At 48.1% G+C, this 11,483-nt stretch carries 10 protein-coding genes and 1 other annotated feature; of the genes, 2 read left to right on the top strand and 8 right to left on the bottom strand.

Annotated elements, in window-relative coordinates; translation table 11 throughout:
• Window positions 1–35 precede the first annotated feature (35 nt).
• The 3 genes from polX to zapA form a co-directional block, all read right to left on the bottom strand.
• Window positions 36–1,754 (bottom strand): DNA polymerase/3'-5' exonuclease PolX, encoded by a 1,719-nt coding sequence (polX, locus tag ABU165_RS01070; protein ID WP_094766924.1) that lies wholly within the window; start codon window positions 1,752–1,754, stop codon window positions 36–38.
• Between the two features lie 275 nt (window positions 1,755–2,029).
• A complete protein-coding gene (locus ABU165_RS01065) occupies window positions 2,030–2,572 on the bottom strand; it encodes a CvpA family protein (protein ID WP_009796010.1) in 543 nt (180 codons plus the stop codon).
• Between the two features lie 8 nt (window positions 2,573–2,580).
• Window positions 2,581–2,841: a cell division protein ZapA gene (gene zapA, locus ABU165_RS01060; protein ID WP_101550488.1), complete on the bottom strand. Its 261-nt coding sequence runs from the start codon at window positions 2,839–2,841 to the stop codon at window positions 2,581–2,583.
• A gap of 220 nt (window positions 2,842–3,061) precedes the next feature.
• Between zapA and rnhC the strand changes: the two genes are divergently transcribed.
• Complete coding sequence (gene rnhC, locus ABU165_RS01055) at window positions 3,062–3,988, top strand: ribonuclease HIII (RefSeq protein WP_022544259.1); 927 nt, start codon at window positions 3,062–3,064, stop codon at window positions 3,986–3,988.
• Between the two features lie 735 nt (window positions 3,989–4,723).
• Here the strand turns inward: rnhC and pheT are convergent.
• The 3 genes from pheT to ABU165_RS01040 all read right to left on the bottom strand — a co-directional run bounded on the left by pheT (window position 4,724) and on the right by ABU165_RS01040 (window position 9,326).
• Window positions 4,724–7,138, bottom strand: coding sequence for a phenylalanine--tRNA ligase subunit beta (gene pheT, locus ABU165_RS01050; protein WP_253618105.1), 2,415 nt, complete (start codon window positions 7,136–7,138; stop codon window positions 4,724–4,726).
• Between the two features lie 12 nt (window positions 7,139–7,150).
• The gene (gene pheS, locus ABU165_RS01045; protein ID WP_009796006.1) at window positions 7,151–8,188 is read right to left on the bottom strand and encodes a phenylalanine--tRNA ligase subunit alpha; all 1,038 of its coding nucleotides are present in this window, start codon (window positions 8,186–8,188) and stop codon (window positions 7,151–7,153) included.
• Window positions 8,189–8,249: 61 nt separating this feature from the next.
• Window positions 8,250–8,497, bottom strand: a binding site (T-box leader).
• 79 nt (window positions 8,498–8,576) lie between these two features.
• A complete protein-coding gene (locus tag ABU165_RS01040; RefSeq protein ID WP_318059599.1) occupies window positions 8,577–9,326 on the bottom strand; it encodes a TrmH family RNA methyltransferase in 750 nt (249 codons plus the stop codon).
• Between the two features lie 119 nt (window positions 9,327–9,445).
• Here ABU165_RS01040 and sspI point away from each other — a divergent pair, with 119 nt between their 5' ends.
• Complete coding sequence (gene sspI, locus ABU165_RS01035; protein ID WP_009796004.1) at window positions 9,446–9,652, top strand: small acid-soluble spore protein SspI; 207 nt, start codon at window positions 9,446–9,448, stop codon at window positions 9,650–9,652.
• Window positions 9,653–9,766: 114 nt separating this feature from the next.
• Here sspI and ABU165_RS01030 read toward each other — a convergent pair whose 3' ends face one another.
• Both ABU165_RS01030 and ABU165_RS01025 read right to left on the bottom strand, forming a co-directional pair.
• On the bottom strand, window positions 9,767–10,852 hold the full coding sequence (locus tag ABU165_RS01030; protein ID WP_009796003.1) for a M42 family metallopeptidase: 1,086 nt from the start codon (window positions 10,850–10,852) through the stop codon (window positions 9,767–9,769).
• A 114-nt stretch (window positions 10,853–10,966) separates the two neighbouring features.
• Window positions 10,967–11,455, bottom strand: a complete 489-nt coding sequence (locus tag ABU165_RS01025) for a dUTP diphosphatase (RefSeq protein WP_022544260.1) — start codon at window positions 11,453–11,455, stop codon at window positions 10,967–10,969.
• Window positions 11,456–11,483: the final 28 nt, after the last annotated feature.

Genomic DNA, 11,483 nt, shown 5'->3' with positions numbered 1-11,483 from the left:
CCGGCTGTAATTCTCCGCCTTTGACAAAGGGATCATCAATCATTCCGTTTAAGGAAGGAAAGAAGTTCTTCCATGCTGTAAGCATTTATCACATTTTCCTTCCTCAGCCATGCCTTTCTCCCTGCTGCAGCACCGATTTCCATATGGATGAGGGTGTCAAGCTTATGCGCATCTGTATTGATGACAAGCTTCACTCCCGCCTCCTGTGCCTTCCTTAAATGTTCTGCTGCCAAATCAAGCCGGTTCGGGTTGGCATTCAGCTCCAGGGCAGTATTTGTCTCCCTGGCAAGCTCGATCAGCATCTCCATATCCACCTGATAGCCTTCCCTCCGGCCGATCAGCCTGCCGGTCGGGTGGGCGATGATATCCACATGGCCGTTCATCAGGGCCGTCTTCAGACGTTCCATTATTTTATCCTTTGGCTGGCTGAAGGAGGAATGGATCGAGGCGATGACCACATCAACTTCTGCCAGCAAGTCATCTTCAAAATCGAGCGTCCCATCCGGAAGGATATCCATCTCGATCCCTGTCAGGATTTTGATGTCGTCATATTTTTCATTCAAGCTCCTGATCTCTTCCATTTGCTTTCTCAGTCTTTCCGGCGTCAGTCCATTTGCTACCTTCAGGTACTGGGAATGATCAGTGATGGCCAAATATTGATAGCCTCTTTTGCGGCATGCCTCTGCCATTTCTTCAATAGTGTGGGCACCGTCGCTCCAGGTGGAGTGCATATGAAGATCTCCCTTTATATCTTCCAGGGAAATGAGCTCCATGCCTGCCTTAAAATCTTCTACCTCACGGCCGTCCTCGCGGATTTCCGGAGGGATGAAAGGGAGGCCGAAATGCGCATAAAAGGCTTCTTCATCCTTGAAAGTAAGGACTTCGCCCGTTTCAGCATTCTCAACACCATACTCACTTATTTTTTCCCCGCGTTCCTTTGCCAGCTGGCGCATCCGCACATTATGGTCCTTAGAGCCGGTAAAATGATGAAGCGCTGTCGCAAATTCATCCTGTGATACGATCCGGAAATCAGCAGACACATCATACTGATGATCAAATGTCAGCGAGACCTTTGTGTCGCCTGCAGCAATGACATCCTTAATGCCTGGAAGGCTTAGCAGGGCTTCTTTCACTGATGAAGGATCATCCGAAGCAATGATAAAATCCAGGTCCTTGACTGTTTCCCGCATCCTGCGCAGGCTGCCTGCCCTGGAGAACCTGATGATCGAATCCACCCCTGCAAGCCTTGCTTCAATATCCTCTGCAATCGGAAGCATAAAGGCAGCCGGGAGACGGTCCGGCCTTTTACCTGCATTGGCAAGCGCTTCAAGGATCTTTTCCTCTGTTTTCTTTCCGAAGCCTGCAAGCGCCTGAACCCTGCCGTCCCTGCATGCCTGCTCAAGGTCTTCAGCGTCCTCGACCCCAAGCTCCTTATAGAGCTTCGCTATCTTCTTGCCGCCAAGTCCCGGCAGCTGGAGCAGCGGGATAAGGCCTGCAGGCACTTCTTCCTGCAGCTCCTTCAGCACGGTTGATGTTCCTTCTTCGATATATTCCTCGATGACCGCAGCCGTCCCTTTACCGATACCGGAAAGCTTCGTGAAATCCTTTATTTCTGAAAACTTGTCATCATTTGCTTCCAGGGCTCCTGCAGCCTTCCGGAAGGCCGCGACCTTGAACGGATTTTCACCTTTCAATTCCATATATACTGCTATTGTCTCCAATAGTCTTACCACATCTTTTTTATTTGGGTTCATTTTCTGCACCTGCCTTTAGAACATTCTCTCTCCTTATCCTTACCCTGAAACAGCGATTATTCTCCCATTCCATCCAGGAGAGCATATAAGTATAATAGCAAACATAGCCTACTATCACGATTTTTTAAATAAACTGTGCTAAACACGCTGTTGATTTTGGGGAATCAGCACAGCTGAGTGGCGAGTGAAACAGAGTTTGACACGAATGAGCCCCAAAACAGCATCTACCACTAACAAAGCATTATAAAAAGAAAACTTCTCTGCTCAAAGAGAAGTTATGCAGCCTTATATTCAATCCACATTTCCTTTAGCTGCTGCGAAAGTGCAGGTGTATGGTTTATGATGAACTTTGCGGTGCCTGAATCATCGATCGGCTGCTGGACTGCTTCCACAGGGAGCAGTGCTCCTATGTATAACAAGATAAAAATGATAAGATAGACTTCAGCAAAACCGAGCAGTCCGCCTGCCCAAACATTGAGCTGCTTCAGCACAGGCAGTGAAGATACAAAATCCAGCATGCTGCCGATGATCTGCAGAATGATCCTTACAGCAAAAAAAATCACGACAAAAGCAATGGCGCGATAATAGGCATCCTCCATATTGGCATTGTCGAAAAACAGCTGAAGGGAAGAATCGCTTCCAAAATTCGGATAGGGCACCCAAAGGTTCAGCTTGGGAGCGAGGTCATCATAGTACATATTTGCTGCAATAAAAGCAACGATGAAGCCTGCTAAATGGATGAGCTGAAGGATAAACCCCCTTTTTAATCCCATAAAAAATCCAAAAACCAGTAATATTAAAATGGCGAGATCCAACATGACCCTGTTCAGTCCTTTACTCTTTTTAATTCATCTTCAAGCCGTTCAAGGCGGTCTAATATCTTAATATAATCATTAACGGCATTGACTGCCGTCAGGACGGCAAGCTTGCTGCTGTCAAGTGAAGGATTCAAGGAGCTTATTTCGCGCATCTTTTCATCAACCATAGAAGCGACAAGCCGGATATGGCCTGAGCTTTCCTGGCCGACGATGACATACTGCTGCCCATAAATATCAACACTTGTGCGGTTTTTCTGCGTATCTGACAACGCTAATGCCCCCATTCCTTCCAAATCCTAATCTATATGATAACATGAACGTAAAAGAGTGGGAAGTCAAAGCCTGTCAAATTAAGCCGTATCAAGGGGAATGCTGCTGTTTTTATGGATCGTTTACATGAAGACTGATGCTGGAGTTGATCGGCGGATTCAATTTTGGCCTGTAAAGTTTTGTTTATACATATATATTTCTTTTCTAGGAGTGGTAGATATGAGCCATGTTGTACTTCAGAAACATCCCTCGGAAATCGAGGAAATGAAAGCTTACTATAAGCCGAACCTGTCCGGAAAAACACCACAGGGAGGCATTTTTGCCGCCAAAACGGCAAATTGCAGCATAACTGCATATAAATCCGGGAAGGTGCTTTTCCAAGGGGCCGGCTCTGCATCAGAAGCGGCAAAATGGGGAAGCCCTGCCGAAAAAAAGGCGGCATCACCCAAAAGCCCCCAAGGCTCACACCTTCCGCCTTCTTTTGAAAGCCTTTCTGTCATCGGATCAGATGAGGTCGGGACAGGCGATTATTTCGGTCCAATCACTGTTGTTGCGGCATATGCAAAAAAAGAAAGCCTCCCGCTGCTGAAGGAACTTGGCGTAAAAGATTCAAAACATCTGAAGGATGACCAGATTATCAGGATTGCCAAGGAAATAAAAGAGGTTGTTCCGTACAGCCTGCTGACGCTTAAAAACAGCAAATATAACCAGCTTCAGCAGTCAGGCATGTCCCAGGGGAAGATCAAAGCGCTGCTTCACAACCAGGCAATCGGCAATGTGCTGAAAAAGATGGCACCAGAAAAGCCTGAAGCAATCCTGATTGACCAGTTTGCAAAAGAAGATGTCTATTATAGACATCTTCAAGGACAGTCAGTAATCCAAAGGGAAAATGTCTTTTTCAGCACAAAGGCTGAAGGCATCCACCTCTCGGTCGCCGCCGCCTCCATTCTGGCCCGCTACGCCTTCCTGCGGTATTTCGACAAGCTCAGTGAAGAAGCCGGATTTACCCTGCCAAAAGGTGCCGGGGCTCAGGTGGATAAAGCTGCGGCACGGCTGATCAAGGCTAAAGGAAGGCAGGTTCTGCCTGATTTTGTGAAATTGCATTTCGCTAATACAGAGAAAGCTTCGCGGATTGCAGGCATTTAGCCTGAGACTTAAAAAGGAAGCCTGCAGCTAATTGATTCTGCAGAAAAAAGGGGTACGGAATCTTCCGTACCCCTTTTTACGCTTATGCACCTTTATTCAACAACGTGTCTCCTGTATTAATTAAATTATCCTGGGTGCAGAGCTGAAATCATAACTTTCGTAACCCTGTTAATCGGATTGGAAGGCACGTAGGCTCCGGCGGGACTGCACGGGCAATTTTCACACAATCCGGGCGCAGCGGGAGAAGGCCCAACTTATCCTAAGGAGCGACGGACTTTAATCAGACATCTGCAGCCTCTATAATTGGCCCTGCAAACTTACCCAACTAATTTTTAAGAACCCTGTTGATTGGAGTGCAAGGCACGCAGACTCCTGCGGGTTTGCAGCGGCAATGCTGAGACCCCACAGCGCGCAGAGGGAGGAGGCTCAGCGTCGCCCCGCGGAAAGCGAAGTGTCTGGAACGGAAATCAACAGCCCCATTAGCTGAGCCTGCAAACTTGCCCAACTAATTTTAAGAACCCTGTTGATTGGAGTGCAAGGCACGCAGACTCCTGCGGGATTGCAGCGGCAATGCTGAGACCCCGCAGCGCGCAGCGTGAGGAGGCTCAGCGTCGCCCCGCGGAAAGCGAAGTGCCTGGAACGGAAATCAACAGCCCCATTTACAATAGCAACTTCCTTCAAACTCAATTTTTTTATTTACAAAAGGCAGCCTGTCGGCTGCCTTTTATATTAATATTAACCTCGCAATACTGCTCCGGCTTTTTCTTTTACTGCTTCAAGCACTTTATCATGAGCTTTGGCGATATCTTCATCTGTCAGTGTTTTCTCCGGATCAAAATATTTCAGGGAGAATGCAAGCGATTTTTTGCCAGCCTCCATCCTGTCTCCTTCATATAGATCGAACACTGCGACTTCCTTCAGAAGGCTTCCGCCAGCTTCCTTGATGATGCGCTCCAGCTCTCCTGCTTCTTTTCCAGAATCAATCACAAGGGCGATATCCCTTGTGATTGACGGATAGCGCGGAATGGCTTGATATTGAAGCGGAGCGGTTTCCTCTTCAAGCACATCCTTGAGGGAAAGCTCAAATACATAGGTTTCCTTCAGGTCAAGATCCTTCTCGACTGTTGGATGGACTCCCCCGATAAAACCGATTTTTTTGCCGGAAAGAATAATTTCAGCTGTTCTTCCCGGGTGCATGCCGTCAACTGAGGCACGCTGGTATTCAACTTTTCCTTCAAGGCCAAGGCGGGCAAATAAGCCTTCCACGATTCCTTTTAACACAAAGAAATCGACCGGCTTTTTCTCTCCCTGCCATGGGTGGGAGTGCCAAAGGCCTGTGACTGCCGCTGCAAGATGCTCGCGCTCCTCCGGGAGGCTCTCGCTGCCATTGGACAGGAATACGGAACCTGTCTCATATACGGCAAGGCTGTCATTCTGGCGGGCTGTGTTGTATTTCAATACCTCGAGCAGCTGCGGAACAATGCTTTGGCGAAGGATGCTGCGGTCTTCGCTCATGGGCATCGCCAGCTTGATCGGTTCGCGGCTTTCAAGGGCATATTGACCTGCTTTCTTTTCGCTGGTCAAAGCATAGGTCACTGCCTGGTATAACCCGGCACCTTCAAGATAGCGGCGGACGATGCGGCGTTTCTTTTGATACTCCGTCAGGCTTCCTGGAGTCGATTCCCCGGAAGGCAATGTAACAGGAAGGTTATCATACCCATACAATCTTGCCACTTCTTCAATCAGGTCTTCCTCGATCGTGATATCACCGCGGCGGCTTGGGACTGTTACGGTAATGGAACCATTGTCTGCAGATGCCTCAAACTGAAGGCGGGCGAAGATATCTTCTACCTCTGCCATCGCCAGTTCAGTTCCGAGGACCCTGTTGATCTTTTCCAGGGAAATGGAGATGACTGCAGGCTCGATTGTGAGCGAATCAGCTTCAACTGATCCTTCAAGAACTTCACCTGAAGCATACTTCTCCATCAGTTCAGCTGCTCTTTCTGCAGCAGCACGGACACGGTTAGGGTCTACACCCTTCTCGTAGCGGGTGCTGGCTTCGCTTCTCAGGCCGTGGTCTTTCGACGCTTTGCGGATCGTTCCCGCTGTGAAATACGCAGATTCAAGAAGGACTGTCGTTGTATCTGACTGCACCTCGGAAGTAGCGCCGCCCATTACACCTGCAAGCGCTACAGGCTCACTTCCATTCGTAATGACAAGATGCTCTGCTGAAAGCTTCCTTTCTGCATCATCCAGCGTGACAATGGTTTCACCTTCATTCGCACGGCGTACAAGGATTTCTTTGGAGCCAAGGCGCCCATAGTCAAAAGCATGGAGCGGCTGACCGTATTCAAGCAGGACATAGTTCGTGATATCAACCACATTATTATGCGGCCTAATGCCCTCAGCCATCAGCCTCGTCTGCATCCATAGAGGCGAAGGGCCGACTTTCACGTTTTTGATTACCTTTGCCACATAAAGCGGGTTGTCTTCCTTGGCTTCTACATTCACAGTGATATAGTCTGAAGCTTTTTCAGCTGATTCGGCTGCCTGCGGGGATGGAAGCTTCACTTCTCTTCCCAGAATGGCTGCAACCTCATAAGCTACACCGAGCATGCTCAGGCAATCTGCACGGTTCGGGGTGAGTCCAAGTTCCAGGATATGATCATCCCTGTTGAGCATTTCAAGCGCATCCTCGCCCACTTCCACGTCATTCGGGAAAACAAAGATGCCTTCAGAGAATTCCTTGGCCACAAGCTTGCTCTCAATTCCAAGCTCCTGAAGAGAGCAGATCATGCCGTTGGATTCTTCGCCGCGCAGCTTTGCACGTTTGATTTTGAAGTTGCCCGGCAGGACAGCGCCGACTGTTGCAACGGCAACCTTCTGCCCTTTATCCACATTAGGCGCGCCGCAGATAATCTGCACAGGCGCTTCTCCTCCTGTATCAACCAGGCATTTATTCAGCTTGTCGGCATTCGGGTGCTGCTCGCGTTCCAGCACGTGGCCGACAACTACACCTTTGATGCCTTCGTTCAATGTTTCGATTCCTTCTACTTCTATTCCGCTCTTAGTAATCTTTTCTGCCAATTGTGCTGCGGAGATGCCGGATAAATCTACATACTCCTGCAGCCATTTATATGAAACCAACATAAAGCAGTCCTCCTATTCCTGTACTGAAAATTGTTTCAAGAAACGAATGTCGTTTGTATAAAAATGGCGGATATCATCTATGCCATATTTCAGCATCGCAATCCGCTCTACGCCCATGCCGAATGCAAAGCCGGTATATTTCTTCGGATCATAGCCTGCCATCTCAAGCACATGCGGGTGGACCATGCCTGCACCAAGCACTTCGATCCAGCCGGTGCCTTTGCAGACACTGCAGCCTTTCCCGCCGCAGATCTTGCAGGAAATATCCACTTCAACAGAAGGTTCTGTGAACGGGAAGAAGCTCGGGCGGAGGCGGATTTCCCGTTCCTCGCCAAACATCTTTTTAGCAAAGACCTCAAGCGTGCCTTTTAGATCTGCCATGCTGATCCCTTCGGCCACAACCAATCCTTCTATCTGCATGAACTGATGGGAGTGAGTCGCATCATCGTTATCGCGGCGGTATACCTTGCCTGGACAGATGATTTTGACAGGCCCTTTCCCTTCATTTGCCTCCATTGTGCGCGCCTGCACAGGAGAGGTATGGGTACGGAGAAGCGTTTCTTCCGTAATATAGAATGAATCCTGCATATCCCTGGCAGGATGCCCTTTCGGCAGGTTCAGCGCTTCAAAGTTATAATAGTCGCTTTCGACTTCATAGCCTTCCGCTACTGAATAGCCCATCCCAATGAACAGGTCTTCAATCTCTTCCACGATTTTCGTCAGCGCATGATGAGTCCCGGTTCTGACTGGGCTTCCCGGAAGGGTCACATCGATGGTCTCTTCGGCCAGCTTTTGTTCAACTGCTGCCCTCTCAAGCTTTTCCTGCTTTTCTTCGATGGCTGAAGAAATGCTGTCGCGCACTTCATTTGCCAGCGCCCCCATTTTCGGACGCTCTTCCGCCGATAATTTGCCCATCCCTTTCAGGACTTCAGTAATCGGGCCTTTTTTGCCAAGATAAGATACACGGATATCATTGAGCTCTTTCAGGTTCTCAGCTTTTTCAACTGAAGTTAAAGCTTCCTGCTGCAATTCTTTTAAACGATCTTGCATCTTTTTTCCTCCTTTTTACGTAACAGCGATATTTTTAGGCAAAATAAAAAACCCCTCCCTGTTAAGGGACGAGGTTTTGGATTCGCGGTACCACCCTTATTAACAGCCGCCTTTCAAAGAAGGTGCTGTTCGCTTCATTCAGATAACGGCTGTGCCGGGGGCATCTTTCGATTTGCAGTGTCTGCAAATGTTCCCGATGCCAGCTCAGGAGGTGAACTTCACTTAAAAAATACTCTAAAATGCTTCCAGTCACGGCATTTTATCCCTGGTGAGCTTTTATAAGCTACTTTTCTCCATCATCGCTTTTTTATGTAATGCAGTTTTGCTGTTTATTATAGTATATTCTTCCCTTTGTTTCAAACTCTTTTCAAGTTTTTGCTGGCCCAATTCAATTCTTCAGATAATACAGTAGGATGCCTGCTGCGACCGCAACATTGAGCGACTCGCTTTTTCCGTATATCGGGATATAAAGATTCTTATCTGCCCGCGCAAGCAGTTCAGGGCTGACCCCGCTGCCTTCATTTCCGACCAGAAGCGCAAAACGGCCGGCCGGATGGGTCTCCTTGTATGGTGATCCATTTTCAAGCGCAGTCCCGTAGACCGGTATTTCCTCTTCCTCAAGCCTGTCCATCCACTCATTGAGACTGCCTCTTATAATCGGAAGATGGAAGTGGCTGCCCTGGGCGGACCGGAGAACCTTAGGATTATAAATATCTGCACTGCCTTTCCCGACTATCACTGCATCAATTCCAGCAGCATCAGCTGTCCTGATCATGGTTCCCAGATTGCCTGGATCCTGGACAGCATCAATCAGCAGGAAGGTGCTTCCCTTTACAGAAGCCGGCGTTTTTTCTTCTTTGCATACCGCGATGACCCCCTGGGGAGTTTCGGTGTCTGAGAGTGATTTGATGATTTCATCGGTTACCATTGTTACCGGCAGCTCGCCGTAATCCCAGCGGACAGGCAGCTCTGCATTTTCACTGATGATCAGCTCGATGGCTTTTTCTCCCTTTAGGGCTTCTTCCGCCAGGTGATATCCTTCAGCAAGGAATATGCCCGTTTTATCGCGCTCTTTCTTGGCCAGCAGCTTCCTCCATTGTTTGATCTGCGGATTATTGGCAGATTGAATATGCTTCAACACGGTCTCTCCTTTATCTTTCAGCTTTCAATTTTCTTATTATAGCTTACCCTCTGTACATAATAAATCCAAAAATAGAAAACATATTAAAGAATTGAATATGAAAGGGGTGCGTGCAGATGAATCTGAACTTGCGCAATGCCATTATCCACAATGTTTCCGGCAACTCTCAGGACGAGCTGAAGGAGACCATAGTCGACGCAATCCAGAACGGCGAAGAAAAAATGCTGCCTGGCCTTGGCGTCCTCTTCGAAGTCATCTGGCAGAACTCATCAGAAGAAGACAAAAAAGAAATGCTCCAGACCTTGGAGAGCAGTTTGAAATAGGAGCTGCAGGGATGGTGACAGGCACCTATACCAATTCCGAAAGTGGTATAGGTGCCTGTCACCCGCTGAAAACCAAAAAACGAACAGCCCCGCAAAGAGGGGCTGTTCGTTTTTTCAATCGAAAGTAATCCTGTCAACAGTTTCCTTATCCAAACGTTTAATCACTTCAACGATGAGCTTAACTGCATTTTCATAGTCGTCGCGATGAAGCATGGCAGCGTGTGAATGGATATACCGTGTGGCAATCGTGATGGCCAGGGACGGCACCCCATTATGTGACAGATGGATGGCGCCTGAGTCTGCACCTCCGCCGGCAATGCTGTCGAACTGATATGGGATATTCATTTCGTCCGCTGTATCTGTGACAAGGTCGCGCAAGCCTTTGTGGGAAACAAGGGATGCATCATAAAGGATGATCTGCGGTCCTTTGCCCATCTTGCTCAATGCTTCCTTCTCAGAAATACCCGGTGTATCCCCTGCGATTCCTACATCCACGCCAAATCCGATATCCGGTTCAATGAGGTTGGCAGCTGTCTTTGCTCCTCTCAGCCCTACTTCTTCCTGCACAGTACCGACACCGTATACCACGTTTGGATGCTCGGCATCTTTAAGCTGCTTCAGCACATCGATGGCGATGGCGCAGCCAATGCGGTTGTCCCATGCTTTGGCAAGCAGCATTTTTTCGTTATTCATCACAGTAAATTCAAAATAAGGGACTGCCATATCACCTGGCTTGACTCCCCATTCCATCGCTTCTTCGCGGCTGGAAGCACCGATATCAATGAACATATCCTTGATGTCGACCGGCTTTTTGCGGGCTTCAGGAGGAAGGATATGCGGCGGCTTGGATCCGATGATGCCTGTAACGTCCCCTTTGCTAGTTACAATGGTGACACGCTGGGCAAGCATAACCTGTGACCACCAGCCACCGACCGTCTGGAAGCGGAGGAAGCCTTTGTCATCAATGCTTGTGATCATGAATCCTACTTCGTCCAGGTGTCCGGCAACCATGATTTTCGGTCCGCCCTCTTTTCCTGTTTTCTTGGCCACAAGGCTGCCAAGGCCGTCAGTTGTCACTTCGTCTGCAAATTCTGTTATGTATTTCTTCATGACTTCGCGAACTTCGCGCTCATTGCCCGGAATGCCTTTTGCATCAGTCAATTCTTTCAGCATCGTCAGCGTTTCATCTAATTTTGCCATTTGTTTCGACTCCCTTAATATTTATTTTCTTTTCCATTATACCTTACTGTCCCATGGTGTAAAAAGAAAAATCCGAATCTTGCGGATTCCTCCCGAACGGACAAAATTAATCTGTTAGTATCCTTGCCGCTGCCTTTCATAATTCACTTCATTTTTCTCCACATAAGCCCTTTCAATTTGTTCTTCAGAAAAGCCAAGCATTTCTGCCAGACTTATATAAGCGCCCAAAAGCACATTAAAATCCTCAAGGGTCCTGGAAGCTTTGAATGTATCTATTAAATGATAGAGATTCAGAAACTGATGGGACAATGATTCGCCTTTTTCCTGCGGCTCAATGGCGGCACTTTCCCCAAATCCGCATTCAATTCCGAGTGACAGGATGAAATGGACGCCGTCGACGAATTCCTCAAGAATGACTGCAGGCTCAGAAGCCGGCTTCTGGCTCCAGAATTTAAAGCACCTCGTTTCATTGGCCAGCTCACCCAGTTCTACCAAAAGGGCAAGGATTTTTCTGTCAAAAAGATTTTCTTCTGTTAATTGGTGCTCTGTCTCAATATGAAGGTCAAGCGCTCTCTGCATATCAAAAAGCCTGTTAATATTCATAGCAATCAAACTTCTCCTTTCAAACCGG

Source organism: Cytobacillus sp. T106 (genome assembly GCF_040492155.1).
Lineage (GTDB): Bacteria > Bacillota > Bacilli > Bacillales > Cytobacillaceae > Bacillus_AB > Bacillus_AB infantis.
The sequence above is the reverse complement of the archived record's forward strand: the minus strand, read 5'-3'. Positions and strand labels throughout refer to the sequence as shown.

Coding starts and splice junctions, on each gene's coding strand:
- ABU165_RS01065 (WP_009796010.1), bottom strand. CDS start 2,572: ATGTTGGATCTCGCCATTTTAATATTACTGGTTTTTGGATTTTTTATG.
- pheS (WP_009796006.1), bottom strand. CDS start 8,188: ATGCAAGATCGTTTAAAAGAATTGCAGCAGGAAGCTTTAACTTCAGTT.
- ABU165_RS01025 (WP_022544260.1), bottom strand. CDS start 11,455: ATGAATATTAACAGGCTTTTTGATATGCAGAGAGCGCTTGACCTTCAT.
- polX (WP_094766924.1), bottom strand. CDS start 1,754: ATGAACCCAAATAAAAAAGATGTGGTAAGACTATTGGAGACAATAGCA.
- rnhC (WP_022544259.1), top strand. CDS start 3,062: ATGAGCCATGTTGTACTTCAGAAACATCCCTCGGAAATCGAGGAAATG.
- pheT (WP_253618105.1), bottom strand. CDS start 7,138: ATGTTGGTTTCATATAAATGGCTGCAGGAGTATGTAGATTTATCCGGC.
- sspI (WP_009796004.1), top strand. CDS start 9,446: ATGAATCTGAACTTGCGCAATGCCATTATCCACAATGTTTCCGGCAAC.
- ABU165_RS01030 (WP_009796003.1), bottom strand. CDS start 10,852: ATGGCAAAATTAGATGAAACGCTGACGATGCTGAAAGAATTGACTGAT.